The 24,910-nt window shown below is 69.7% G+C and carries 24 protein-coding genes; 8 read left to right on the forward strand and 16 right to left on the reverse strand.

What is annotated here, in order from left to right:
• Positions 1-7: 7 nt before the first annotated feature.
• The 9 genes from MHY20_RS08730 to mshD all read right to left on the reverse strand — a co-directional run bounded on the left by MHY20_RS08730 (position 8) and on the right by mshD (position 9,122).
• Positions 8-1,630, reverse strand: a complete 1,623-nt coding sequence (locus tag MHY20_RS08730) for an MFS transporter (protein WP_239376220.1) — start codon at positions 1,628-1,630, stop codon at positions 8-10.
• A 113-nt stretch (positions 1,631-1,743) separates the two neighbouring features.
• Positions 1,744-2,472 (reverse strand): SDR family oxidoreductase, encoded by a 729-nt coding sequence (locus MHY20_RS08735; RefSeq protein ID WP_239376222.1) that lies wholly within the window; start codon positions 2,470-2,472, stop codon positions 1,744-1,746.
• Entirely contained in the window at positions 2,469-2,795 is a 327-nt protein-coding gene (locus MHY20_RS08740) for a rhodanese-like domain-containing protein (RefSeq protein WP_239376224.1), read from the reverse strand. Before MHY20_RS08740 ends, MHY20_RS08735 begins: the two co-directional genes overlap by 4 nt.
• A gap of 181 nt (positions 2,796-2,976) precedes the next feature.
• Entirely contained in the window at positions 2,977-3,756 is a 780-nt protein-coding gene (pstB, locus tag MHY20_RS08745) for a phosphate ABC transporter ATP-binding protein PstB (RefSeq protein ID WP_239376226.1), read from the reverse strand.
• A gap of 26 nt (positions 3,757-3,782) precedes the next feature.
• A complete protein-coding gene (gene pstA / locus MHY20_RS08750) occupies positions 3,783-5,042 on the reverse strand; it encodes a phosphate ABC transporter permease PstA (RefSeq protein ID WP_239376228.1) in 1,260 nt (419 codons plus the stop codon).
• A gap of 10 nt (positions 5,043-5,052) precedes the next feature.
• Positions 5,053-6,003 (reverse strand): phosphate ABC transporter permease subunit PstC, encoded by a 951-nt coding sequence (gene pstC / locus MHY20_RS08755; protein ID WP_183376239.1) that lies wholly within the window; start codon positions 6,001-6,003, stop codon positions 5,053-5,055.
• Between the two features lie 4 nt (positions 6,004-6,007).
• Complete coding sequence (gene pstS, locus MHY20_RS08760; protein WP_183376237.1) at positions 6,008-7,111, reverse strand: phosphate ABC transporter substrate-binding protein PstS; 1,104 nt, start codon at positions 7,109-7,111, stop codon at positions 6,008-6,010.
• A gap of 136 nt (positions 7,112-7,247) precedes the next feature.
• Entirely contained in the window at positions 7,248-8,177 is a 930-nt protein-coding gene (locus MHY20_RS08765) for an NUDIX domain-containing protein (RefSeq protein ID WP_239376230.1), read from the reverse strand.
• A 66-nt stretch (positions 8,178-8,243) separates the two neighbouring features.
• Positions 8,244-9,122, reverse strand: coding sequence for a mycothiol synthase (mshD, locus tag MHY20_RS08770; protein ID WP_239376232.1), 879 nt, complete (start codon positions 9,120-9,122; stop codon positions 8,244-8,246).
• 64 nt (positions 9,123-9,186) lie between these two features.
• Between mshD and MHY20_RS08775 the strand changes: the two genes are divergently transcribed.
• The 6 genes from MHY20_RS08775 to MHY20_RS08800 all read left to right on the forward strand — a co-directional run bounded on the left by MHY20_RS08775 (position 9,187) and on the right by MHY20_RS08800 (position 13,644).
• A complete protein-coding gene (locus tag MHY20_RS08775; RefSeq protein ID WP_239376234.1) occupies positions 9,187-9,966 on the forward strand; it encodes a hypothetical protein in 780 nt (259 codons plus the stop codon).
• A gap of 217 nt (positions 9,967-10,183) precedes the next feature.
• The gene (locus MHY20_RS08780; protein ID WP_239376236.1) at positions 10,184-10,726 is read left to right on the forward strand and encodes a heme-binding beta-barrel domain-containing protein; all 543 of its coding nucleotides are present in this window, start codon (positions 10,184-10,186) and stop codon (positions 10,724-10,726) included.
• Complete coding sequence (locus MHY20_RS08785; protein WP_183376227.1) at positions 10,723-11,817, forward strand: folate-binding protein YgfZ; 1,095 nt, start codon at positions 10,723-10,725, stop codon at positions 11,815-11,817. Before MHY20_RS08780 ends, MHY20_RS08785 begins: the two co-directional genes overlap by 4 nt.
• A 1-nt stretch (position 11,818) precedes the next feature.
• Positions 11,819-13,102, forward strand: coding sequence for an FUSC family protein (locus tag MHY20_RS08790; protein ID WP_239376238.1), 1,284 nt, complete (start codon positions 11,819-11,821; stop codon positions 13,100-13,102).
• A 9-nt stretch (positions 13,103-13,111) separates the two neighbouring features.
• Positions 13,112-13,405 (forward strand): DUF2516 family protein, encoded by a 294-nt coding sequence (locus MHY20_RS08795; protein ID WP_183376225.1) that lies wholly within the window; start codon positions 13,112-13,114, stop codon positions 13,403-13,405.
• The gene (locus tag MHY20_RS08800; protein WP_239376240.1) at positions 13,402-13,644 is read left to right on the forward strand and encodes a hypothetical protein; all 243 of its coding nucleotides are present in this window, start codon (positions 13,402-13,404) and stop codon (positions 13,642-13,644) included. Before MHY20_RS08795 ends, MHY20_RS08800 begins: the two co-directional genes overlap by 4 nt.
• A gap of 20 nt (positions 13,645-13,664) precedes the next feature.
• On the opposite strand, the gene MHY20_RS08805 is transcribed toward MHY20_RS08800, so the two are convergent.
• The 3 genes from MHY20_RS08805 to MHY20_RS08815 are packed head-to-tail and all read right to left on the reverse strand — an operon-like array spanning position 13,665 to position 16,212.
• Entirely contained in the window at positions 13,665-14,312 is a 648-nt protein-coding gene (locus MHY20_RS08805; protein WP_239376242.1) for a metal-dependent transcriptional regulator, read from the reverse strand.
• On the reverse strand, positions 14,294-15,562 hold the full coding sequence (locus tag MHY20_RS08810; RefSeq protein ID WP_239376244.1) for an Nramp family divalent metal transporter: 1,269 nt from the start codon (positions 15,560-15,562) through the stop codon (positions 14,294-14,296). The genes MHY20_RS08805 and MHY20_RS08810 overlap by 19 nt, the downstream gene beginning before the upstream one ends.
• Before the next feature lie 29 nt (positions 15,563-15,591).
• Entirely contained in the window at positions 15,592-16,212 is a 621-nt protein-coding gene (locus MHY20_RS08815; RefSeq protein WP_183376217.1) for a hypothetical protein, read from the reverse strand.
• Between the two features lie 216 nt (positions 16,213-16,428).
• Here MHY20_RS08815 and MHY20_RS08820 point away from each other — a divergent pair, with 216 nt between their 5' ends.
• A complete protein-coding gene (locus tag MHY20_RS08820; RefSeq protein ID WP_239376246.1) occupies positions 16,429-17,970 on the forward strand; it encodes a UDP-glucose/GDP-mannose dehydrogenase family protein in 1,542 nt (513 codons plus the stop codon).
• A 147-nt stretch (positions 17,971-18,117) separates the two neighbouring features.
• Here the strand turns inward: MHY20_RS08820 and MHY20_RS08825 are convergent, their stop codons facing one another.
• The gene (locus MHY20_RS08825) at positions 18,118-19,740 is read right to left on the reverse strand and encodes a PTS ascorbate transporter subunit IIC (RefSeq protein ID WP_183376215.1); all 1,623 of its coding nucleotides are present in this window, start codon (positions 19,738-19,740) and stop codon (positions 18,118-18,120) included.
• A gap of 51 nt (positions 19,741-19,791) precedes the next feature.
• Between MHY20_RS08825 and MHY20_RS08830 the strand changes: the two genes are divergently transcribed.
• Positions 19,792-20,532, forward strand: coding sequence for a glutamine amidotransferase (locus tag MHY20_RS08830; RefSeq protein ID WP_239376248.1), 741 nt, complete (start codon positions 19,792-19,794; stop codon positions 20,530-20,532).
• Here MHY20_RS08830 and MHY20_RS08835 read toward each other — a convergent pair whose 3' ends face one another.
• The 3 genes from MHY20_RS08835 to MHY20_RS08845 all read right to left on the reverse strand — a co-directional run bounded on the left by MHY20_RS08835 (position 20,533) and on the right by MHY20_RS08845 (position 24,811).
• Entirely contained in the window at positions 20,533-21,372 is an 840-nt protein-coding gene (locus MHY20_RS08835; RefSeq protein ID WP_183376211.1) for a PTS sugar transporter subunit IIA, read from the reverse strand. It abuts the gene before it with no gap.
• 175 nt (positions 21,373-21,547) lie between these two features.
• Entirely contained in the window at positions 21,548-22,579 is a 1,032-nt protein-coding gene (gene fbaA / locus MHY20_RS08840) for a class II fructose-bisphosphate aldolase (protein WP_183376209.1), read from the reverse strand.
• A 99-nt stretch (positions 22,580-22,678) separates the two neighbouring features.
• A complete protein-coding gene (locus MHY20_RS08845) occupies positions 22,679-24,811 on the reverse strand; it encodes a histidine kinase (protein ID WP_239376250.1) in 2,133 nt (710 codons plus the stop codon).
• Positions 24,812-24,910: the final 99 nt, after the last annotated feature.

A 24,910-nucleotide genomic window follows, 5' to 3' on the forward strand; every position in this document is an offset into this window, starting at 1 on the left:
GCGGGGTTCACTCCTTGGTTTCTTGACCGGCGGGAACGGTGATGACGGTGGCGACCAGGGCCACGACCATCATGATGACGACGAAGAGGTTGCCGAGGAACGCGCCGAAGCGCAGCGGGCCCGCCTCAGCGGTCCACCCGGTGAAGAAGCCCCAGTCCTGCACGGTCTGGATCGCGACACCGGACCCGGCGACCATGAGCGCCGCCGCGATCGCGATGCCGATGGCGCCGCCGAGGGAGGAGCCCATCTTGAAGATGCCGGACGCAGCACCGGTCTGCGACTTCGGCACCGAGGAGATCGCGGCATCCGTCGCCGGCGTGGCGAAGAAGCCCAGTCCCATGCCGAAGCAGGTGAAGCCGATGAAGGCGAACACCAGGTACGGAGTCTGCGGCACGAACGTGAGTGTGTTGAGGGCCGTGCCGATGGCGACGATGCCGAGCCCCCAGAGCATCGGCTTCTTCGGGCCGAAGCGGCGCAGCAGCTTCTCCCCCACGCGGATCACGAGGAAGATCGCGATCATGTAGCCGAGGGTCAGCAGGGAAGCCTGCAGGGCGCTCATGCCCGCGCCCTTCTGCGCGAGTGTCTGGGTGACGAGCAGGACCGCCACACCCATGTTGACGAGGAAGTTCGCGAGGGTGGGGCCGAAGAACCGCTTGTTGCTGAACAGGCCCAGGTCGATGAACGGGGCGAGGCCGCGCCGCTTGTTCTCCCACAGGATGAAGGCGACCGCGAACACGGCGAACACCACGAGCAGCAGGATGCCGATCCAGGACGTCCAGCCGATCAGCTTGCCCTGCGAGATGTACACGTTGATCGCCACCAGCGCGATCATGAAGGTGAGGAAGCCGCCCCAGTCGAAGGCCGGGTAGCCCTTCGCCTCGTCGAACTCCGCCTTCACGTTCGGGGTCTTCCGCACCAGGTACAGCGACAGCGCCGCCGCCAGGATCGACGCGATGAAGATGAACCGCCACCCGATGGCGGAGGCGACGACGCCGCCCACGATCGAGGTGAGGGCCGAGCCGCCGAAGGTGCCGATGGAGAAGAACGACACGGCGCGCTGACGCGCCGCGCCCTCGTAGAAGGTGCTGATGAGCGCGAGGACGGCGGGCATGATCGCCGCGATGGACAGGCCCTGGATGATGCGGCCGCCGAGCAGCATGGACGTGGTGAGGCCGCCCGCGTTGACGGGAGTGCCCGCGATCAGACCGGAGCCGATGATGCTGAGCAGGAGGCCGAACTTCAGGATGGTGGCCCGGCCGAGCCGGTCGGCGAGGGAGCCGGCGAGGACTACGAAGATGCCGGAGAACAGGGCCGTGATGGAGACGGCGAGGTTCGTGATGGTGGTGGCGGTGCCGAGCTCCGCCTCGATGTCGGGCTTGACGTTGACGAGGGTCTGGGCGAACAGCCAGAAGGTGAGGACCGCGAGGACTGCGCCGAACAGCCACGAGTCAGTGGCGCGGAACCCGTCGGCCCACGGGATGCCCTCCGTGGCGCTGGCCTCAGCGGCCCGGCGCGCGCGGCGGGGACCGTCAGCGCGGGCGGTGCCCGAAGGGGCAGACCCGTCGGCATGGTCGGCGCCCGGGCCGCGGGAGGCGGCGGATGCCCGTCGATGGGATGGGGTTGAGCTCATAGAGGCCTCCGAGCGGTTCAGGTCACAGAAAGATAACAGCCCTCATCCTAAACCCGCGCGCCCGGGACCTCCGACCCCGCCTCAGCGCCCCACCCCCGCGCAGACCGACGGCCTCAGGCGGGGCGGACGCTGACCGATTCGATGGTGGCGTCCGGCCCCATCGCCAGGGTCGAGGCGACGACCGCAGCGACCGACTCCGGCCGCATGTACTTCTCCGCCTCGTACTCCCCCTCTTCGAAGGACCGCAGCTGCCGCTGCATATCCGTATCGACACGGCCGGGGTGCACGCTGATGACCCGCACCCCGTTCTCCCGCTCTTCCGCGCGCAGCGAATCGGCGAAGGCGCGCAGCGCGAACTTCGAGGCGCTGTAGGCACCGCCGCCCGCACCGGCCGTGAAGCCGCTGCCGGAGTTGATCAGCACCACCGACCCGCGGCTCTCCCGCAGGCGCGGCAGCAGCGCCGCGGTCAGCACCGCCGGCGCGGTCACGTTCAGGGTGAGGGAGCGCTGCCAGTCCGACGCCGTCAGATCCGCGACGGTCCCGGACACCAGCACACCAGCGGAGTGGATGACCCCGTCGATGGGACCGTCGATGCCGTCGACGGCCCCTGGAATGGAGTCAGGGTCGGAGAGGTCGAGCGGGAGGGTCTCGACGGATCCTCCGGCGGCGACGCGCTTGCGGACCTTGCCGCCGCGGCTGTCACCGGCGCGCAGCTCCTGGGCGGCGGCATCCAGGCCGTCAGCGCAGCGAGCAGTGAGGATGAGGTCGTGGTGGGGGTGGAGGACACGGGCGATCGCGAGGCCGATGCCGCGGCTCGCCCCGGTGATCAGGTAGCGGCTCACAGCACGTACGGCTCTCGCGAGTCGTCATCGCTGACGAGAGGGAGGTCAGCCATGAACCACTGGTCCATGCCGCCGGTGACGTTGATGGCGTCGAATCCGTTCTGGTTCAGCCACTGGGTCACTTGGGCGCTGCGGCCGCCGGAGCGGCAGATGATGTAGAGGACGCCGTCCTCGGGCAGCTGGTCGAGGTTCTCCAGGAGACCGGAGGCGGCGATGTGCTGGGCGTTGGGAGCATGCCCAGCGGCCCACTCCTGGTCCTCGCGCACGTCGATCAGATGGGCGTTCTCAGGCACTTCAGTGGGGCCGACGGATTCGAAGCTCATACCTCGAGTGTACGGGCGGGCCCTGTGGGAGGCGAGGGGACCGACGAATGCGGAGAGCCCCGCCGAGCACATGCTGTGCCGGGCGGGGCTCTCCCTGTACGGTGTCGCCTCCATCACGCGGGGACCGCTGGTGCCCTGCGGTCCCGACGGCTGGAGGGACCCGTCGGTCTGCGGTGGCCGATCAGCCGAAGCGGCCGGAGACGTAGTCCTCGGTCTGCTTGTTGGCCGGGGAGTTGAAGATCGTGTTGGTGTCGTCGTATTCGATGAGCTTGCCGGGCGTGCCGGTGCCGGCGATGTTGAAGAAGCCGGTCTTGTCGCTCACGCGCGCAGCCTGCTGCATGTTGTGCGTGACGATCACGATCGTGTAGTCCTTCTTCAGCTCACCGATCAGGTCCTCGATGGCGAGGGTGGAGATCGGGTCGAGCGCAGACGCCGGCTCGTCCATGAGGACGACCTCCGGCTTCACCGCGATGGTGCGGGCGATGCAGAGGCGCTGCTGCTGACCACCGGAGAGGCCGCCGCCCGGCTTGTTCAGGCGGTTCTTGACCTCTTCCCACAGGTTGGCGCCGCGCAGCGACTCCTCCACGATCTGGTCCGCCTCAGCGCGGGAGACGCGCTTGTTGTTCAGCTTCACGCCGGCCAGGACGTTCTCCGCGATCGACATCGTGGGGAACGGGTTCGGCTTCTGGAACACCATGCCGACGCGGCGGCGCACGTTCACCGGGTCGACGCCCGGGCCGTAGATGTTCTGGCCGTCGATCTTAACGGTGCCTTCGGCGTAGGCGCCCGGGATGACCTCGTGCATGCGGTTCAGGGTCCGCAGGAAGGTGGACTTGCCGCAGCCCGACGGGCCGATCAGCGCGGTCACGCTGTTGGGAGCGATGGTCATCGAGACCCCGTCCACGGCGCGGAAGTCGCCGTAGAAGACGTTCAGGTCCTCGATCTCAATGGGGAGGGACACAGTGGTTCCTTTCCTGAGCCGGATGCTCAGCGGCCCGTCTTGGGGGCGAAGTAGTAGGACACGAGGCGGGCGACCACGTTCAGCACCATCACCAGGATGATCAGCGTCAGCGCAGTGGCCCAAGCGCGTTCGAGGTTGATGCCGGTGTTGCAGGCGTACTCGGCGCGGGTGAAGTAGTTGATCACGGTGTCACCGGAGCACGGTGCTGCACCGGCGGCGTACTGGCCGTTGATGACCAGCGGCAGAGCCGCCATACGACCCTCGAACAGGTTCGCGTTCAGCAGGGTCAGACCGCCGATGGTGAACATCAGGGGCGCGGTCTCACCGATGACACGGGCCACGGCGAGGGTGACCGAGGTGGTGAGGCCGGCGATCGCGGTGCGCAGCACCACGCGGACGGTCACGATCCAGCGGGGCACGCCGAGGGCGAGGGCTGCTTCGCGCAGGTCGTGCGGCACGAGGCGGATCATCTCCTCGCTGGAGCGCACCACGGTCGGGATCATCAGCAGCGACAGGGCCACAGAGCCCATCAGGCCGGAGCGGATGCCCGGGTCATTGGTGATGGTGATGAACAGGGCGAGGGCGAACAGGCCGGCCACGATCGAGGGGATGCCCGTCATGACGTCCACCAGGAAGGTGACGCCGCGGCCGAGCATCCGCTTCACACCGGTCTTCGAGTACTCCACCAGGAACACGGCGGTGAACAGGCCGATCGGAATCGAGATGATCGACGCACCCAGGGTGATGAGGACGGTGCCGACGATCGCATGGAGGATGCCGCCGCCGTCGGCGCCGCCGGTGAAGCCCTGCATGGTGCCGGTCAGGAAGCCCGGGGTGAGCAGACGGGGCAGGCCGCGTGCAACGACCTCGGTCAGCAGGGAGACCAGCGGAATCATGGCGATCACGAAGGCGCCGGTGACCACGAGGGTGACCACGCGGTCCATCGCCCAGCGGCGTCCCTCGCGCAGTCGGGAGTAGACATAGGCGACCGCGAGGTGCAGCACGTAGCCGAACACCAGCACGGAGGCGAGGGAGAAGGGCGAGAAGTCCCGGCCCACCAGATTGACCTGCTGATCCTCCGGGAGGAGGCCCACCAGCGCCTGGACGCCGGCGAGGATCACCACGGACAGCGCCAGGGCGATGCCGGCGGTGATCAGTGCGTGGTACCAGGGCAGGCGGCGCTCTTCACGAGCGGCGGCGGAACGGGGGCCCTTCGGGCGCGGGGACTGCTGAGCAGCGCGACCACGGACGAGGTCCTGGTCCTTGATGACTGCAGAAGACGACATATCCGAACTCCTACTTCTTGCTGCTCGCGGAGACGATCGCGCGTGCGATGAAGTTGATGATGAAGGTGATGACGAAGAGCACAAGGCCGGCGAAGATCAGCTTGGACATGTCCAGGCCGGTGGACTCGGCGTTCTGCGCCGCAATGTAGGACGCGATCGTCGAGTGCTGGCCGACGGCGAGCACGTGCAGGGTGTAGGTGAGGCCCGGGGCCATCACCATGAGGACCGCCATGGTCTCGCCGAGCGCACGGCCGAGGCCGAGCATGGAGGCGGACACGACGCCGGAGCGGCCGAACGGCAGCACCACCGTGCGGATCATCTCCCAGCGGGTGGCGCCCAGTGCAAGGGCGGCCTCTTCGTTGAGTCGGGGGACCTGGAGGAAGACCTCCCGCGACACGGCGGTGATGATCGGCAGGATCATCACGGCGAGCACCACCGCCGCGGCGAGGACGTTGCGCATGGGGCTGGTGACCTCCTGGTCACTGCCCTGGAACATCGGGAACCAGCGGGTGAACAGCGACTCGTGCAGGAATCGGAACGCCGGCTCGAGCTTCGGGACCAGCCACACACCTCCCCACAGACCGAACACAACGGAGGGGACCGCTGCGAGCAGGTCGACCACGTATCCGATGGGCGTCGCCAGCTTGCGCGGCGCGAAGTGGGAGATGAACAGTGCGATGCCCACGGCAACGGGCACTGCCATCACAAGGGCGAGTCCGGCCGCCAGCACCGTGCCGAAGACCAGCGGGCCGACGAACTCCGCGAGGGAGAACTCACCGGACTGGCCCATGACTTCAGTGGAGGCCCGGATCGCATCCCAGCTCTGCGCGAGCAGGAACAGGAAGACGGCCAGGAGCGCGGCGAAGATGAGCAGGCCCGAGCCCACGCTCAGCGAGGTGAAGATCCTGTCGCCGAGGCGGACCGGAGTCCTGTTCGTCTTCTGAGGGGAGGTGGTGGTCACAGGGTCACTTAGCCTTGATCTTGTCGACGTTCTCCTGCGCCTTCTTGCTCATCTCGGCGGGGAGCGGGGCGCTGCCGGAGGAGCTCTCGGCGTCCTTCTGGCCCTGCTCGGAGATGACGAAGGAGGCGTAGGCCTTCACGAGGTCTGCCTTCTCCTGGCTGTCGTAGGTGTCGCAGACAGCCATGTAGGAGACGAGGACCAGCGGGTAGGCGCCGTCAGCGGTGGTGGTGCGGTTCAGCTCGAGGGCGAGGTCGCCGTCCTTGACCGGCTTGGAGTCGTCGACGGTCTTGCCGGCGCCCTCAGCGGACAGCTCGACGAACTTCTCGCCGACCTTGATCTTGGCGACGCCCACGTCCTTGGCCTGCGAGGCGTCGGCGTAGCCGATGGTGCCGTCGCCGCCCTTGACGGTGGACATCATGCCGGCGGTCTTGTCACCGGACTGGCCGCCCGACTCGTACCACTCTTCGATCGCACCGTGGGTCCACTCGTTCGGAGCAGCCTTGGAGAGGTAGTCGGTGAAGTTGCCGGTGGTGCCGGACTTGTCGGAGCGGTGCACCGGAACGATCGGCTTGGAGGGGAGCTCGGCGTCCGGGTTGTCAGCCTTGATCTTCGGGTCGTCCCACTTGGTGATGGTGCCCGCGAAGATGCCGGCGAGGGTCTCCGGGGAGAGCTGCAGGTCGTCCACGCCCTCGAGGTTGTAGACCACGGCGATCGGGGAGATGTACACCGGGATGTTCATCGCGGTGCCGCCCTCACAGCGGTCCTTCGCCTTGGTCATCTCCTCCTCGTCGAGGAAGTCGTCGGTGCCGGCGAAGTCGGAGGCCTTGGAGAGGAATGCCTCGCGGCCCTTGCCGGAGCCGGTGGCGTCGTAGGTGACCTGTGCTTCGGGGTTCTGCGCGGTGAAGCCGGCGAGCCACGCGTCCTGTGCGCCGCCCTGGGAGGAGGCGCCGGAGCCCACGAGCTTGCCGGAGACCGGCTTGGAGTCGGACTTGCCGGTGTCGGCCTTGCCGCCGTCGACCGGCTTGCCGCCGTCGGAGCCGCATGCGGACAGAGCAAGGACGCTGACTGCACCCAGCGCAGCAATGGTCTTACGGGAGAAAACGTTCACTTCTCGTTCCTTTCCGGACGCGGTGTCCGGCACGGGGTCAGGGGTCCCGAATGGGACGGACCCAACGTACGGAGACGAGGTGTCCTCCAGCGCTCCGGTTGGTGAACACTGGGTGAACTCAGGGAACCTGGAGGAATCAGCCCAGGTCAGGCATATGTTTCTCGGTCGCTATGACCTTGCCCTCACTGGTCACATGAGCAACCAGCATCTCCCCTGAGAGCAGATACGGGTCCCCGTCGGGGAACGACGCGGCCACCTTCTTCTTCGCAGAGTTGCGCAGCGTGGTGAACACGGTCGGCAGCACGGGGCGGTGGGTGCAGATGAGGGTCGCCTCGCTCTGCTCCAGGGAGCGCGCCACCAGCGCCGCCACCTGGGAGGGCCGGCGGGAATGGTTGTCCTCGGTGAGCTGGGTCTTGACCACCACGTCCTGCCCGGCGCTCTCCGCGTACGGGATGACCGTGTCCAGACAGCGCTGCCACGGGGAGCTGATGACGCTGGAGGGGTCGAAGGCGGAGATCAGATTCGGCAGCGCGGATGCCTGTTTGCGACCCTTCTTGGTGAGCGGCCGACTCGCCTCCTCACCACTGGGCCACTTCGAGCGGGGCAGGGCAGAGGCGTGGCGCTGCACGATGACCGCGGCCGTCCGGTGCTGGTTCTTCCTGACGGACTTCGCGAACGTGCGGATCAGCTCCTGATCGTGCTCGCCGGTGGCGCGGGCGAGCGCTTCGTCGAGGCTCATCCACTGAACCTGGTCCACTTCACCGCGGTTCACCGGTCCCGGGCGACGGCGCGCACGCACCGTGCCGACCCAGTAGGCGACGAACTTCGTGTTCCGGCCCACCTTGTACTGGGTGGACGGCAGCGGCCGGTGGAGGCGGATCGCATAGCCGGTCTCCTCCTCCACTTCGCGGACGGCCGCGGCGGGGAAGGATTCGCGCTTGTCCAACTTGCCCTTGGGGATCGACCAATCGTTGTAGCTGGGGCGATGGATGAGCAGAACTTCGATGGACCCGTTGTGCTCGCGCCAGACGAGCGCACCGGCGGCCAGAACGATCTTGGAGGGCACGGATTCGCTTTCGCTTGCTGGTGATGTCGGCGCCCATGTTCCCCCTGCGGACTGCCGATCTGACTGTCAGGAACGGCTGCTGTGAGGGATCAGCTGGAGGTGCCGGCCCGTCACGGCGAAGCCGAGCTTCTCATACATGGTCACCGCAGGCGCGTTGTCGCCGTCGGCGAAGAGGTCCACCGCGGCGCCGTCGGCTGCGGCGATGCCGCGGGTGGTGAGGGCGGCGCCGAGCTTCTGCCCCTGGGCCGACGGGTCCACACCCACCACGTACACCTCGACCCCGCCGTCCTCCCGCTTCAGCCAGGAGAAGCCGAGCAGGTCCCCGTTCGCGCTGCGGGCCAGCAGCAGGTCCTCCGCTCTGAACCACGGCTCGGCCATGCGCACCTGCAGGTCCTCACGGGTGAGCCGCCCCTGTTCGGGGTGGTCGGCGAAGGCGCGGGCGTTGACGGCGACGAGGTCGTCGAGGTCGCACTCACCGGCGTAGGGGGCGAAGGCGATGTCCGCGGCCGACGGGTCCACGACTTCGATCGGTGCGGCCTCGCGGCGCATCTGCAGCAGCTCACGCACCGCGGTGAATCCGCGGCTGCGCAGGAAGGTGAGGGAATCGCCGGATCCGCCGTGCACCCAGACGGCGGGGGTGGTGCCGTCGGCCGCGGCCTGGGCGGTGGCGGCGGTGAGCAGTCGGGAGCCGAGGCCCGTCCGGCGGTGATCGGGGTGGACCATGCCCTGCACGGTTCCGTCGGCCAGCAGGCTGACGTACCCGAGCGCAGCACCGCCGTCCCCGGTGATGAGGCCGTGGCGGGCGGTGCCAGGACGAGTGAGGGCGAGGCGGGCCGCTTCGTCGAGGGCGGCGTCCCCGTCGGCCTGCTCGGCTGTCCGCAGAAGGTCCCGCACAGCGTCCACCTCGGCGGGCGCGAGTTCGGTGACCAGGGCGTCGGATGTCATCGGTCCTCCTCATCGGAACTACACTCAACTGTAACGAGTTGTCTGAGCAGAACGGCGGTCGTCGATGGTCCAGCAGGTGCGGGCTCCCCTCGGGAGCGCCCTGGCGCTGCTCCTCTCCCTGTCCACGCTGTCCACGCTGTTCGCGCGCGAACTGCTGATCGCGGGGATCGTCGTGACGATCGGCCTGCTCGCCTGGGGGTGGCCGCGCCTGCTGGAGCTGCCGGCGCCCCGTTCGGCGACCTTTCTGATCGCAGCGTCCGGCCTGTCCGCCCTCGGGGTGGGCTGGCTGCTGAACACGGAGCTGAGCCTCGAAGTGCCGATCTCCGTGGTGATGGCGATCGTGTTCTTCCTGTGCATCATGCGGGAAATGCTGCGGCCCTCCCGTCACCGCCTCACCCTGTCGCTGTCCGGCACGGTGGTGGGCTGCCTGTTCAGCCTGCTGTGCGTGACCTGGCTGCAGGCGTTCTCCCTGGCGCAGGCGTCGCCTTGGCGCGCCGACGCCCTGTTTGCCTCCCTCACCCTGGGGCTGTGCGCCAGCCTCGCCGTGCTGGCGCTGCCGGGCAGCGGGAAGGCGCGGGTGCCGGGCTCAATCATCGCCGGTGCCGTGATGTGCTCCCTGATGGCGACCGTGTTCACCTCCCCGATCCTCACGATCCTGCTGTGCGGGGCGATGGGGGCCGTGGTGGCGGGCGTTGCCGTGTCCACCCACTATCTGATGGTGCGCGTCATCGCCGCGTACGACAACGCCGGGTACGCAGCCGTCGGCGCCGCCCCCGTGGCGGTGGCCGGGGTGGCGGTGCTGCTGTTCATGCGCGCCGGCATACAGTGGCTCGGCCTCGGCTGAGCGCCCTTCCCACCTGCCCAGCCGATGCTCCCACCGCCGTGTCCGACGCGTCCGCTGCGGTGACGGCGCTGATCGCGGTGCGCGCAGCAACGACGTAGGATGGCGGGCATGGAACAAGCACTGTCTGTCATCTTCCTCATCCTCTCCGGCCTGGTGGGCGTGGGCACAGCCGGCTTCGCGTACGTCGTGGTCTCCCGCCTGTTCAACCGCGGCTGACATGGCGATCCCGCTCGACGACACCCTCCACCCCGACATCCGCCCCCTCGCGTGGCTCGTCGGTGAATGGAGCGGCACCGGCGCCGCTCAGCTCACCGGTGACGACGGCGAAGAGCACGGCCGCCGCATCGAACAGCGCGTCACCGTGTCCCACAGCGGCACCCCCGAGCTCGCCTGGTCGATGCAGACCTGGCTGCTGCGCACCGACGACGACGGCCCCGAACGCGAACTCCTCATGAAGGAGCGCGGCACCTGGACCACCACCGGTCTGCTGCCCGGCCAGAACGAAGAGGCCGCCGCTGCCGCCCCCGCCGGCTCCCCCGAGTCCTACCTCTCCCACGGTGTCCGCTTCACCGTGGACGGCGGAGAGACCTGGAACGGTGAGGTCCGCGGACCGCGCCTCCATGTGGGAGCGCAGGCCGACGGGCGCTTCTTCACCCGCATGTTCGGCATGATCGGCCCCCGCATCATGTGGCTGCAGGAAGCTGGGGACTCCCCCACGAACCTGTCCCCCACCCTGTCGGTGGAGCTGGATCGCTCATGAGCGCGCTGAACACCCTCATCACCCGGGGCGCCGTTCCCGGCGACGGGCCCGACGCCGCTGCCGCCTGGCACTACGGCGAACTGCTGCGCGAGCAGCGCCGCCTCGAGGACGGCCGCGCCGTGGTGGACCTGCCGCACCTGGAGATCATCGAAGTCTCCGGTCCGGACCGCCTCACCTGGCTGACCACCATCACCTCGCAGGACCTCTCGGCCCTCGCCGACGGTGACAGCGCCGAACTGACGGTGCTGTCCCCGCAGGGCCGCGTGGAGCACTGGGCGCAGGTCATCGGCACCCCTGATTCCGTGCTCATGATCCTGGATACCGGAGCTCGGGCAGGCCTGCGCGGCTACCTGGAGCTGATGACGTTCGCGAACCGGATCGAGCTCACCGACCGCGACGATCTGCGCGCCCTCGGCGCCACGTGCTCCCTGCGCGGGTTCATCGACGGCGCCGAGCCCGTCGCCGAGTTCGAGGAGTCATGGCCTGAGGTGGCGCCCGGGGGTGTCGCCTACAGCACCGGCCCGGATCTGGTGGAGCCGTGGTTCATCGGCCTGTTCGAGGAGTCCGCGCTGCGGACCGCCGTGGCGGAGGGCCGCCTGAAGGCCGAGCAGATGGCCGGGCTGGCCGCCGCTGAAGCGATCCGCGTGCTCAACCACCGGCCCCGTTTCGCCCGCGACGTCGACGACCGCTCCATCCCTCACGAACTGGACCTGCTGCGCACCGCCGTGCACACCGCGAAGGGCTGCTACCGGGGCCAGGAGACGGTCGCGAAGGTGCTGAACCTTGGGCAGCCGCCGCGCCGGCTCGTCCTGCTGCACTTCGACGGCTCCCAGGACCTGCTCGTGCCGGTGGGCGCCGAGGTGAAGTTCGGGAAGAAGAGCGTCGGCACCGTGACGACATCGGTGGTCCACGCCGATGCGGGGCCCGTCGGCCTCGCCCTGGTGCGCCGCGCCGTCCCCCTCGACCAGCCGCTGACCGTGCAGTTCACGGTGGGTGAGGACGAAGTCGCGGTCGACGCCGCTCAGGAGCCGATCGTGCGCGAACGCGAGCATGCCGCCCGGCCGACGACGTCCAGCCTGACGAGGCGCTGACGTGGCTCCGCCGGTCTCGGACCGTGTGCGCATGGCCGTCGGCGGCTGGGCCGGGGGCGGCTTCACACGCGTGAAGCTGAGCCTGCCCCAGATCCTCCTCGCGGCGGGCACCGCCGCGGTCGCGTACCTGATCTGCCTGACCCTGTGGGGCCACCAGTACCCTTTCTTCGCGTCCATCACCGCCTTCATCATCATCGGATTCACCCTGGAGACGAAGGTGAACAAGGTGCTGGGGTTCTCCTTCGGGGTTCTGCTCGGCGTGCTGCTCGGGGAGACCGCCCGGCTCACGATCGGCTCCGGCGTATGGCAGATCTTCGTGACGATCACGGTGGCGGTCACGATCTCCCGGTTCCTCAACGACGGCATCGTGTTCTCCATCCAGGCGGGCATCCAGTCCCTGCTGGTGATGGTGATGCCGGTGACGCCGGTGATGGAGCCGACCAGTCGCATCGTCGACGCCCTCACCGGGATCATCCTCGGCGCGATCGCGTCGTTCCTGTTCACCGGGGATCCGCGCCGCGCCCAGTCCCGCGCCGCGAACAGCTTCTTCCTCGAGCTGGAGGATGCCCTCAACTCCCTCGCGCTCAGTGCCCGCACCGGCACACAGGACGTGGCGCGGGCCGCGCTGCGGAGTCTGCGCCGCAGCTCCCAGCGCCACACGGACGCCTGGCAGCTCGCCAATGATGCGGCGGAGGAGATCACCACCTACTCCCCCACCGCGCACCGGCACGCCCGGCATGTTCAGAAGGTGCATCATCTGCTGGTGGGCTCCGACCGCGCCATGCGCAACGTCCGAGTGATCGCGCGCCGCCAGGTCGAGTTCATGTCGGCCTCGCCCGGGCGCGAATTCCCCACCCTCGCCGCTGCCTATGTGGCAGGCGTGGACGCTGTGCAGGCGATCCGCCTCTCGGTGGGTGAGGACGCGGAGTTCACCGAGGCGCGCCGCAAGCTCAAGGAGTTCACCGCGTACCTCACGCCGGAGGACCTGCTGCGTCCTCGCGGCGAGGATCCGCTGGGCCGTGCCGCTCACTTCCAGGGCATCACCCTCGTTATCCAGCTGCGGTCGCTCGCGATCGACCTGCTGGAGGCGACGGGCCTGGAGGCGGCGGAGGCGCGCAGGTTCCTGCCGTCGCTGATCGTCGCGTCCGACGGCAACGCGATCGGGCCGCGCCCCCTCACGATGGAGCTGCAGGCCGTGGAGCCGCCGGCCACGACCGAGGCGCTGGAGCTGCTCATCACCGACCGTACCGACCCGGACCGCAATCACCCGCGGCGTCTGACATAGGATGGCTGCGTGTTCGCCTTCGTCATTGCTTCGTGGATCCAGTTCGTCCTGCTCATCCTCACCCTCGGTGTGGAGGTGTGGGCGTTCATCAACGCAGTCCGCTTCAGCAATGACGCCTACAACGCGACCTTCCGGCGCCCGAAGGGCTTCTGGGTGGCGCTGACTGGAGGCGCGCTCGCCGTCGGCGTGCTCAGCTTCCTGTCCGGCGGCCGGCTCTTCCTGCTGTCCATGGCGGCGGTGTGCGTGGCCGGCGTGTTCCTCGCGGACATGCTGCCGAACCTGAAGCGGGTGACCGGCCGGTGAACCGCGCACCGCAGCGCCGCGCACCGCAGAGCCGCAATGATCTGCGCGCCGACCCCGCTGGGGAGCGGCGCCTCCAGATCGCGTTCGCACTCATCGTCATCGCGGCGATCGCCGGTCTGGCCGGCATCTTCTTCATCTTCACCGGGAGCGCCCTGGCGTCCGCCCCGGTCATCGTGTCCACCGTGGTGACGGCGATCTTCTTCGGCGCCGGCCTGTTCCTCTGGACCCGGGACGTCTGACCGCGGGGACGACGGATCGGCTAGTCGGCAGCGGCATCCGTCGGCCGCACGAGAACGGCGGCGGCGAGGTCCTCATCGGCCAGAGCGTCCGCACCCACAGTGACGCGCGCCCCCGGCAGCAGGCCGTGCTCACGCGCCCGGCCGAGGACGGCAGGGTCCGCGTCGGACACCCGCACCACCGTCACCGAGGACCCCGCCTCCGCCTCCGCGAGCACCGCCGGCTGCGAGGTGCTCAGCGGCGGCAGGACGCCGTCGGCCGACGGGATCGGATCCCCATGCGGGTCCTGCTGCGGATGCTCGAGCAGGCGGTCGATGCGGCCCAGGAACAGGTCGCTGACCGCGTGCTCCAGCCGTTCGGCCTCATCATGCACTTCATCCCACGCGTAGCCCACGGCCTCCACGAGGTACGTCTCGATGAGGCGGTGGCGGCGCACCATCTGCAGGGCGAGGCGCCGGCCGAGGTCGGTGAGCTCAACCGGCCGGTACGGCTCGTGCGTCAGCAGGCCCTGCGCGGTGAGACGGCGGACCGTGTCGGTGACGGCGGCGCGGGAGGTGCCGAACCGTTCAGCGAGCTGGGCGGCCGACGGGGGCTGGGAGTCCCATTCGGCCGCGGCCCAGATCGCCTTCACATAGTCCTGCGCCACCGGGGTCAGATCGTCGATGTCCACGGCCCCCACCATAGTGCGACCAGCAGCAGGTTGAGTGCGATGATCGCGACGGCCGTCGTCCACGCGGCGACGATGAGCCAGCGGGACGTGGGGTGCTCGCCCATGAGGGTGCGGTCGGAGGCGAACCGCACCAGGGGCACGAGCGCGAACGGGATGCCGAGGCTCAGCACCACCTGGCTGAGGACGAGCGCCTCGGTGGGGTCGGCGCCGATCGCGAGGATGAGGAGGGCCGGCAGAACGGTGACGGCGCGGCGGGCCAGCAGGGGGATCCGACGGTGCAGCAGGCCCGCCATGATCTCCGACCCCGCGAACGCCCCCACGCTTGTGGAGGCGAGGGCGGAGGCGAGCAGGCCCACCGCGAACAGTCCCCCGACGACGGGGCCGACCTGAGCGGCGATCTGCGCGTGGGCGCCGTCGATCGTGTCGGTCCCGTCGGCCCCTGGGAGGGCCGCGGCGGCGAGCACGAGCATGCCGATGTTGACCGAGCCGGCGAGGAGGAGGGAGAGGACCACGTCGATGCGGGTGGCGTGCAGCAGGCGGGCCCGGGTGGTGGCGCCGGAGCGGCCGGTGCCGGTACGGGCGGCGCTGGTTCGGGTGGCGCCGGTGCGCTCGGCGTGATCCCGCCCCAGGCTGGAGTGCAGGTAGATGACGTGCGGCATCACGGTGGCGCCGAGCATGCTGGCGGCGATCAGCACCGCGTTCGTGTCGGCGAACCGAGGCACCAGGCCGCCGGCGATGCCGGTGGCGCTGACCGGGGCGATGACGAGCCCGGCGAGGAACCCGCCGGTGATGATGAGCAGCAGTCCGAGGATGACGATCTCGAAGGTGCGGGAGCGGTGGCGGGTCTGCAGGGCGAGGATGCCGAGGGAGACGACGGCCGTGATGAGGCCGCCCACCAGGAGGGGGAGGTCGAAGAGGATGTGCAGCGCGATGGCGCCGCCCACCACTTCGGCGAGGTCGGTGGCGGCGGCGACGAGTTCCGCCTGCGCCCAGTACGTGAGGCGGCTGCGCCGGCCGAGGCGCTCCCCCACCAGCTGCGGCAGGGAACGGCCGGAGGTGATCCCGACCTTTGCGGAGAGGTACTGGACGAGCACCGCCATGAGGTTGGCGAGCACCAGCACCCACAGCAGGCCGTAGCCGTAGTCGGCGCCGGCGGTGAGGTTGGCAGCGACGTTGCCGGGGTCCACGTAGGCGACAGCGGCGACGAACGCGGGACCGAGCAGGACGATGAGGCGAGACCGAGCAGACATGAAAGTTAAGTTACCTTAACTTCCGGTGATCACCTCATCAGCTGATCCACGGCGATCTGCGCATCCACCAGGTCGCGCAGGGGCCCGTCGGCCTGTCGCGATACCCGCAGCAGGATCGCGAGCGCCCCGATGACCTGCTCGTAGCGGTCGGACGGCTCGTCGATCGGCCACGGCTCGGTGCCGAGTCGGCGCAGAAATGAGCTGGCGGATGCGTCGTGGTACGGCACGTACTCCCACGGCGCGAGTCCGAAGAGGACCGCGGCGCCGATGCCCATGACGGCTTCGGCGGTGAGGTCGGAGTCGTAGGCCCGCAGCGCGGGGACCATGGAGTCGAGAGCGCTGGAGCCGGTGCCGGCGGCGAACAGCTGGGCGAAGGCGGAGTCCACCTGCTGGGCGCCCACCCGGTCTCGGGCGTCGCCGATCATCCGCAGAGCATCAGGGTCGGCGAGGGCGCGGGTTTCGGCGGCGGCGCGGAAGTCGTCGAACCAGGTGTCGTCACCGCGGGAGAAGGCCTCGGCGATGGCGGCGAAGTCGTCAGCGTAGGAGAGCGCAGCGACGCGGCGCTGATCCCGAGTCGGGGCCTCGGCGGGGACGGTCTCGACGATGCGGCCGATCGCGTCGATGAACTCCGGTGTGGTGGTGATCCTCATGGCCTCACTCTAGCCGCGACGGCCCGGGACCTCAGGCGAGCCCACCAGCCGAGGCTCGGCGAGGTTGCCTGGACGCTCATCTGTCCCTCACCGGTCGATCATCCTGTGTTCCCCATCGTGTTGCCGGGCCGCACCAAGGTGGGCATCGTGACCGGCCCATCCGGACGCTGCGCCGCGGGGCCCTCACGATGACCGAATCCTGGAAGGAGCCCGTCCATGAAGATGTCAGTGATCGGAGTCGGCTACCTCGGTGCGGTTCATGCCGCGTCGATGGCGAAGCTGGGGCATGACGTGGTCGGCATCGACATCGATGCCGACCGAGTCGCCGCTCTCAACGAGGGCCGCTCCCCCTTCTTCGAACCGGGATTCGATGAGCTGCTGTCCGACGGGATCAGCAGCGGCACACTGCGCTTCACCACCGACTGGGCGGACCTCACCGACTGCCGGGTGCACTTCCTCGCGCTCGGCACACCGCAGAAGCCGGATTCGAACAACGCGGACCTGTCCTACATCCAGTCGGCGCTGGCCTCCCTGACCGGCGCCCTCGCTGCCGCCGGTGCCTCCGGCGGGGGCGACGGGTCCCGCCCGCTGATCGTCGGGAAGTCGACCGTTCCCGTCGGCACTGCCCGCAAGCTGCGCGACCAGGTGGCCGACCATGCTGACCTCATGTGGAACCCCGAGTTCCTCCGCGAAGGCTTCGCCGTCCAGGACACCCTCACCCCGGACCGCCTCGTGTACGGCGTCGCCGCCGACGACGAGACCGCACCCGAAGTCGCGATCCTCGACGAGGTGTACCGGGCCATCATCGACACCGGTGTGCCCCGCTTCGTCTACGGCCTGGAGACCTCCGAACTGGTGAAGGTCAGCGCCAACGCGTTCCTCGCCACGAAGATCTCCTTCATCAACGCGATCGCCGAGGTGTGCGAAGCCACCGGCGGTGACGTCACCCAGGTGGCGGAGGCGATCGGGGCGGATGAGCGCATCGGGTCGAAGTTCCTGCGCGCCGGTCTCGGCTTCGGCGGCGGCTGCCTCCCGAAGGACATCCGGGCGTTCATGGCCCGCGCGGAGGAGCTGAACGTCGGTGAGGCGGTCGGTTTCCTCCGCGAGATCGACGCGATCAACATCCGCCGGCGTGAGCGCGTCCTCAACCTCGCCCGCCTCGAACTGCAGGGGGATCTCGCCGGTAAGCGCGTCACCGTGCTCGGCGCCGCGTTCAAGCCGAACAGTGACGACACCCGCGACTCCCCCGCTCTCGACGTGGCCCACATGCTGCATCGGGAGGGCGCGAAGGTGACGGTGACGGACCCGCAGGCGATCCCCAATGCCCGCAGGCGCTTCCCGGAGCTCACGTATGTGGAGAACTGTGAGGAGGCGATGATCGATGCGGAACTGGTCATCCTCGGCACCGAGTGGGCGCGCTTCAGGGAACTGTCGCCGACGGTGACGATGCGGCTCGTGCACCCGGGCGCGTCCATCATCGACGCCCGCAACGTCCTCGATCCGGCCGCGTGGCGCGCCGCCGGCTGGGTGTTCCACGCTCTCGGCCGCATGTCGCCCCAGCACAGCTTCCCGGTGCAGCAGCCGTCGTGGATGGCCGACGGATGCCGATCTCAGAAGAAGCGCGTCGCGCAGCCCGTTGCCGCCCGGCCCGCCACTGCGCACGCGAATGTCCCCCAGCCCACCGCCGCGCACGCGAGCGCCGGCGCGGCCGCAGACACCGGCACGGTCACCAGCGTCGGCGCGGCCGCAGGCGCCTGAGAGCAGGCACGGGCGTCTATCGGCTGGCTGTTGCGATAGAGCGGCTGCCCTGCCGCTAGACGCCCATGCCCGTCCCGGCGGGGCGGGTCAGGGAGCAGACGGCCGGGCCAGAGCGGAGCCGGAGTAGTCGGTGAGCAGGCGGCAGGGTCAGAGCGCGGCCGGAGGGGTCGGGGCGCCGGCGGGCGGCTGGATCTTCGGGTAGCGGCCGCTGACGGCCGAGACTGCGGCAGCGGAACCGGTGGGGGCGGTGGCTCCGTCGGCCCCTGCAGCGCCCGCGGCGCCAGCGGATCCGTCAACACCCGGGGTCCCCGCGGTGACGGTGCGGCGGGCGGGCGCCGGATCCCAGTGGCCGTCCACGAGGCGGCGCTGCACCAGGATCGCCGCCCCGAGCAGGAGGGCGCCGAACACGAGCAGCAGGACCGCGCCGAGCACGGTGCCCGCCGACGCTCCCCACCCGAGCAGGATGCCGACCACGGCGAAGTCCGTGTCGCCGAACGTGGTGTTCGCGGAACCGAACGAGCCGAGCACCCCCATCAGCAGGGCGGGCAGGAACGTCACCAGCAGGCCGTTGACGAACGCGCCGACGATGGCTCCGCGCCGGCCACCGGTCGCGTTGCCGAACACGCCCGCTGCGCCGCCGGTGAAGAAGTGCGGCACCAGGCCCGGCAGGATCAGCGCGAGGCCGAACGCCGGCCCGAACACGGTGCCGAGCAGCAGCAGGCCGATCAGACCGCCGGTGAACGAGGACAGGAATCCGATCAGCACGGCGTTCTGCGCGTACGGGAACACGATCGGGCAGTCCAGCGCGGGGATCGCGCCCGGCACCACCTTCTTCGCAATGCCCTGGAACGCGGGCACGAGCTCACCGAGGATGGTGCGCACACCGAACAGGATCACCGCCACGGCGATGCCGAACTGGAGGCCCTGCGTCACCGCCAGCATGATGAAGTTGCCGACGCTTGATGCGCCCGCCTCCCCCGGCCCGGCGGCGAACGCCGCGAACGCCTTCTCCTGGCCGACCCGGGCCAGCGCCACCAGCGCCACGATCACGTACATGATCACCATCGACAGCGCGGTCGCGACCATCGAGTCGCGCAGGAACCGCAGCGACTCCGGCACCCTGATGTCCTCGGTGGAGCGGGAGCGGCCCTTCGGGTCCACGAGGCGGCCCACAGCGCCCGCGGCGATGTACCCGGCGGTGCCGAAGTGGCCGATCGCGATCGCATCGTTCCCGGTGACCTTGCGGGTCCAGACGTGCCCGAGTGCGGGGGTCGCGACCATGATGATGCCGAGCAGAACGGCGCCGATCAGCACCACCAGCACGGACGGCATCCCCGCGGACGCCAGCACGATCGTCAGCAGGGTGGCCATGAACAGCAGGTGGTGCCCGGTGAGGAACACGTACCGCAGCGGAGTGATGCGCGCCAGCAGGATCGCGACGAGGAACCCGGCGATCATCAGCCACGACACCTGCGCGCCGAAGTCCTGCTGGGCGATGCCGACGATCGCCTCATTCGTGGGCACCACACCCTGCGCGCCGAGCGCGTCCTCGATCATGGTGCCCAGCGGCGCGAGCGAAGCGACGACGAGGCCGGCGCCGGCGCCGATGAGGAGGAACCCGAGGGTGGCTTTGACGGCGCCCCCGATCACCTGGCCGGTGGAGCGCCGCAGCGCGAGCAGGCCGACTGCGGTGATCAGGCCGATGAGGAAGGCGGGGACCGCAAGGATCTCGTTGACGATGAACGCGGCGATGCTGACCAGGATGTCCATGACGTCAGACTACCGGGCGGGGAGACCCCGTCGGCCGCTACGATTCCCGCCATGAAGCCGTTCATTGTGATCGCCACCCGAGCCGACGCCGCCGCCGACCCCGAGTACGAAGCGGTCCTGCGGTTCTCGGGCCTGCAGCCGTCTCAGCTGCGCCGTGTCCGCCTCGAAGCAGGGCCCTTCCCCTCCGACATCGACCTCGACGACATCTCCGGCATCATCGTGGGCGGCTCGCCCTACACCACCTCAGATCCGCCCCATGCGAAGTCTGCGGAGCAGGTCGCGGCGGAGGCGGAGCTGTCGACGCTGCTGGACCAGGTCATCGACCGCGACATCCCCTTCTTCGGCGCCTGCTACGGCGTGGGCACGCTCGGCGTCCACCAGGGCGCGGTGCTGAGCACCGAATACGGGGAGGAGGTGGGCCCCACGCCGATCACGCTCACGGCCGACGGCGCCGCCGACCCGCTGATCCGGCAGGCTGACCTGCCGGGCAGGTTCCCCGCGTTCGTGGGGCACAAGGAGGGAGTGGCATCCCTGCCGGAGCATGCCGTGGTGCTCGCCACCGGTGAGGCCGCACCGGTTCAGATGTTCCGCGTGGGGACCCGGCAGTACGCAACCCAGTTCCATCCGGAACTGGACCAGCAGGGCCTGGCGGAGCGCATCCGCATCTACCGCCACGAGGGATACTTCGCGCCCGAGGAGATGGACGAGCTGCTGGGCCGGGTGGCGCAGGCGCGCACCCCGGAGGCGAACCGTCTGCTGCGGGCGTTCGTGGAACTGTTCGCGCGGGACTGATCAGACGTCGTAGATGCGGCGCAGCGCCTGGTCGATCTCCTGCTTCGAGGTGAAGTCGCCGATCACTTCCATCGGCACCCCCACATCGCCGAGGGTCTTCGCGATCTCGCCGGAGGTGAGGATGAACGCCGCCTCCTTCGCACGGCCCTTCGCGGAGATCGTGTCCGTCGCCTCCGCATTCACGTAGCGGGTCCAGCCCCAGTCCTCCAGCACCTGCTCGAGCGTGTTCTTCAGGAACAGACTGGTGCCCAGTCCGTTGCCGCACACGGTCAGCGCCAGGTGCGTCTCAGTGCCGGTGCCGGCGGCGCGGTCGGCACCCGTCGGCCCCTCATCATCACCACGAGAAGGCGGGTCCGTCGCGGGCGGCGGCCCGGCGGGCGCCGCCCCGGCATCGCGGGTGCGCAGCACCCGTCGGACCGACTGCTCACTGCGGGCCGCGAACAGGCGCCGCCGCTGCTCCGCATCCGCGAGCACGCCGGCGAGCTGCGCGAGCGCCTGCTGATGCTGGTCGGAGTCCGCAGCGGCGAGCGCCACCACCATCTCCACCGGGTCGTTGCTCTCGTGCCCGAACTCGACCGGGTGGGCGAGCCGCAGCACCGACATCCCCGTGCGGGTCACGGAGTCCGACGGGCGCGCATGCGGCAGCGCGAACCCGGGGGCGATCACGATGTACGGGCCGTGCTCCTCCACGCTCGCGACCATCGCGTCGGTGTAGGCGGAGTCCGCAACCCCTGCCTCCTCCAACAGGGCACCCGCCGCGACGACGGCGCTGCGCCAGTCGGCGACCTCGGCTCGGATACGAACCGCTCCGGCGGGGATCAGGTCGGCGAGATCGGTCATGCGCTCCTCCTGGTGTGCGGGCGAATGCCCGGGGCTCGTGCGGGCCGAGGCCGGCCAGCGGTTTCAGCGTACACAGCGAACGACCGCCCCCGGGTCTGCGGGGACGGTCGTTCACGTCAGCGGGCTGGACCCGCGTCGATTCGGCAGTGCGGGACCGTGGCGGTCCCGGGCCGCATCACTTCATCTTGGTGCCGGCGGAGCGGAGGTTCTCCGCCGCCTCGACCACGCGGGCGGCCATGCCGGCCTCAGCGGCCTTGCCCCAGGCGCGCGGGTCGTACATCTTCTTGTTGCCGACCTGGCCGTCCACCTTGAGGACACCGTCGTAGTTGCGGAGCATGTGCTCGGCGACGGGACGGGTGAAGGCGTACTGGGTGTCGGTGTCGACGTTCATCTTGATGACGCCGTTGTCCACGGCCTCCATGATGTCCTCGTGGGAGGAGCCGGAGCCGCCGTGCATCACGAGGTCGAACGGCGCGTCCTTGCCGTACTTCTCGCCCACAGCGTCCTGGATCTCCTTGAGGATCGACGGGGTGAGCTTCACGCCTCCCGGCTTGTACACGCCGTGCACGTTGCCGAAGGTGAGGGCGGTGAGGTAGCGGCCGTTCTCGCCGAGCCCGAGGGCCTCCACGATCGCCATGCCGTCCTCAACGGTGGAGAACAGCTTGGTCTTGTCAGAGGTGTCCGCGGCGATGCCGTCCTCCTCGCCGCCCACAACGCCGACCTCGATCTCGAGGATCTTCTTCGCCTCCTGCGACTTCTCCAGCAGGCGCTTGGCGATCTCGAGGTTCTCCTCGACCGGCACAGCGGAGCCGTCCCACATGTGCGACTGGAAGAGGGGGTTCAGGCCCTTCTTCACCCGGTTCTCGAGGTCCCAGTCGATCAGCGGGTCCACCCAGGTGGGGAGGATGTCCTTCGGGCAGTGGTCGGTGTGCAGTGCAACGGTGACGTCGTAGCTGTCAGCGATCACGTGGACGTACTCGGCGAACGCGAGGGAGCCCTTGACGCGGTCCTTGACGGTGGAGCCGGAGAAGTACTCAGCGCCGCCGAACGACACCTGGAGGATGCCGTCGGACTCCGCCTCTGCGAAGCCGCGGATGGCGGCGGTCGCGGTCTGCGAGGAGGACACGTTGATCGCGGGGTAGGCGAACTTGCCCTTCTTCGCGCGGTCGATCATCTCGGCGTACTTCTCTGGGGTTGCGATGGCCATCCCTGATCTCCTTCATGGGGCTGTCGAACAGAACGCTTCCATCCTCCCACAGGGCACCTGGCCGTCCAGCAGGGCGGAAGTCCCCCGCTGCGGCACCGGTCACCGGCTCGGCATGCGTCCAGCCGTCGGACCGTTCGCCGGCACGGTCACGGCGAGGACGAAGCCGCCGTCCTCCGTGGGCTCCGCGGTGACCTCCCCGCCGAGAGCGCCGACGCGTTCGCGCACTCCCCGGATTCCGAGACCCGCACCGGGGGCGGCGACGGCGTTCTCATCGACCGCCTTCCCGGACCGGATCCGCACCGTCACCGCGTCCGCGCTCCGCTCCAGGTCGACGTCCACCGCCGCGCCGGGCGCGTGGCGCATCGCGTTGGACAGTCCCTCCTGCACGGTGCGGCACACCGCGAGCTGCAGGGTGGGCGGCAGCTCCAGCGGCGCCTGCTCCCAGTCACCGTGCCAGTGCTCGGTGACGCTGACCCCGGCCCGACGGGTGCCGTCGATCACCTGGGGCAGGTCCGTGAGGTCGGGCTGGGGCGCGGTGAGAGCGGACCCGTCGACCGCGCCTGCTCCCCCGCCGCCCGTCTCGGATCCCCCGCGGGGATCATCGGCCGCACCGGGTGCGGCTGTTCCCACAGCACCGGCGCCCGCGGCGCCTGCCGCGGCCGGATCCGGATTCGCTCGGAGGATCGCGAGCAGGGACCGCATCTCCGTCAGCGCCTGCCGGGACGTCGCCGCGATCTGGTCGAACTCCTCCACCACCTCCGGTGCCATCTCCCCCGGGAGGCGGTACTGCGCTGTTGACGCCTGCACGCTGATCACCGACATCGAATGCGCCACCACATCATGCAGCTCGCGCGCGATCCGGGTGCGCTCCTCCAGGTCGGTGCGCGCCTGCTCCGACCGGTCGCGCTCCTGCACCACCCGCAGCGACTCGCGCCGCTCCGCCGCCAGCGCCTGCCGGTTCTCCAGGAACTGGTTCAGCAGGTACCCGGCGACCCCCGCTGTCGCGAGGGTGCTCGCGGCGAGGATCGGCAGCACGATCGTCACTGCCCAGCCGAGCGAGGTGTGCAGGAGGACCCCCGCCGCTTCGGAGACGATGATGGCGCCGAGCAGGGCCGAGGCGACCGTCAGGCCGAGGACCTGCCGGCCGGCGAACAGCTGCAGGTACACGAAGACGCTGACCGCGAGGGTCGCCGCCAGCGTGGTGGGCAGAGCCACCAGGGCATCGCCCGAGATGAAGCGGATGCTCAGCAGGAGGACCGCGCTGAACAGGATCGTCGCCGAGGTGATGCGCGGCCACCATCCGGCCGCCGCCACCGACGCGCACATCAGCGCCGGCCCCGCCACCAGCAGCGCGATCGAGGTCAGCGCAACCGGCCCGAACACCTCCGTCCCGGCCCCGGAATCCGCGCTCGACCACGAGGAGACCACCGCGAACATCAGCAGCAGGATCGGCACGAGGGCGGTGGCCCCCAGCAGTGCCTGCACCACCACCCAGCCGTGCAGGGAGAAGCCGAGACGATCGCGGGTCCCGTCGGCCTCCTCCCACCCTTCCAGCGGCACCGCACCCCGACGGTCCCCCAGCGCCGCCAGCGTCACCCGCGCTTCGATCAGCGCCATCACCCGCAGCAGCAGCGGGGCCGTGACGATGAACGCGACCGCCATCGTGGTGAAGACGACCAGGTCAGCGACCATCCAGCCGCCGCCGGCCTCCTGGACCGACGGGTCCATGCCCATCAGCATCCGCACCACCTGCAGAGTCGCGGGCTCTGTGCCGGCGACCCCCAGCGACCCGAGCGCCGCCACCGCGCTGACCGTGGAGAACAGTGCGAGAGCCGCCCACCCGACCAGCATCACCGCCCAGCATCCGCGCATGATCGGCGCGACCACCGCTTCGAACAGCACGTCCAGCCAGCGCCGCACATCCGCGAACGCCCGGCCGAGGGTCTCCATCGACGTGATCGGCTCGTACCCCGCATCGGGGATCCGCCACCCGTCGTCCTGCGCCCAGAAGTTGACGCGGGAGCGGGTCAGCTGCGCCGCCCACCCGCACAGCAGCAGAGTGGGCGGCAGCAGCAGCACCATCGCCGCGATCACCAGCGGGCCGACCACACCGAGGAGGGTGAGCACGCCGAACGTGGCGATGGTGAGGGCGGCGGAGATCAGCATGCCGCCGGACACGAACACGAGGTCGTGGCCGGCTCGGATGAGCTGAAAGCGCAGAGCGGTGATCATGTGTCCACGCTAGCGGCGGGGTCGGGCGCGCGCGTCATGCCGAAGGACCATTGCGCCCGGCGCGGCTCAGCCGAGCGGAGGAGGGGCTCGGCGGGTGGG

Source organism: Helcobacillus sp. ACRRO (genome assembly GCF_022347125.1).
Taxonomy (GTDB): domain Bacteria; phylum Actinomycetota; class Actinomycetes; order Actinomycetales; family Dermabacteraceae; genus Helcobacillus; species Helcobacillus massiliensis.

Bases quoted from the DNA above. Each gene is read 5' to 3' on its own strand.
- MHY20_RS08825 (WP_183376215.1), bottom strand. From the start codon at position 19,740: ATGGACATCCTGGTCAGCATCGCCGCGTTCATCGTCAACGAGATCCTT.
- mshD (WP_239376232.1), bottom strand. From the start codon at position 9,122: ATGACATCCGACGCCCTGGTCACCGAACTCGCGCCCGCCGAGGTGGAC.
- MHY20_RS08830 (WP_239376248.1), top strand. From the start codon at position 19,792: ATGAAGCCGTTCATTGTGATCGCCACCCGAGCCGACGCCGCCGCCGAC.
- MHY20_RS08815 (WP_183376217.1), bottom strand. From the start codon at position 16,212: ATGAGGATCACCACCACACCGGAGTTCATCGACGCGATCGGCCGCATC.
- MHY20_RS08810 (WP_239376244.1), bottom strand. From the start codon at position 15,562: ATGTCTGCTCGGTCTCGCCTCATCGTCCTGCTCGGTCCCGCGTTCGTC.
- MHY20_RS08730 (WP_239376220.1), bottom strand. From the start codon at position 1,630: ATGAGCTCAACCCCATCCCATCGACGGGCATCCGCCGCCTCCCGCGGC.
- MHY20_RS08785 (WP_183376227.1), top strand. From the start codon at position 10,723: ATGAGCGCGCTGAACACCCTCATCACCCGGGGCGCCGTTCCCGGCGAC.
- MHY20_RS08820 (WP_239376246.1), top strand. From the start codon at position 16,429: ATGAAGATGTCAGTGATCGGAGTCGGCTACCTCGGTGCGGTTCATGCC.
- MHY20_RS08775 (WP_239376234.1), top strand. From the start codon at position 9,187: ATGGTCCAGCAGGTGCGGGCTCCCCTCGGGAGCGCCCTGGCGCTGCTC.
- MHY20_RS08845 (WP_239376250.1), bottom strand. From the start codon at position 24,811: ATGATCACCGCTCTGCGCTTTCAGCTCATCCGAGCCGGCCACGACCTC.
- MHY20_RS08740 (WP_239376224.1), bottom strand. From the start codon at position 2,795: ATGAGCTTCGAATCCGTCGGCCCCACTGAAGTGCCTGAGAACGCCCAT.
- MHY20_RS08835 (WP_183376211.1), bottom strand. From the start codon at position 21,372: ATGACCGATCTCGCCGACCTGATCCCCGCCGGAGCGGTTCGTATCCGA.
- fbaA (WP_183376209.1), bottom strand. From the start codon at position 22,579: ATGGCCATCGCAACCCCAGAGAAGTACGCCGAGATGATCGACCGCGCG.
- MHY20_RS08780 (WP_239376236.1), top strand. From the start codon at position 10,184: ATGGCGATCCCGCTCGACGACACCCTCCACCCCGACATCCGCCCCCTC.
- pstA (WP_239376228.1), bottom strand. From the start codon at position 5,042: ATGTCGTCTTCTGCAGTCATCAAGGACCAGGACCTCGTCCGTGGTCGC.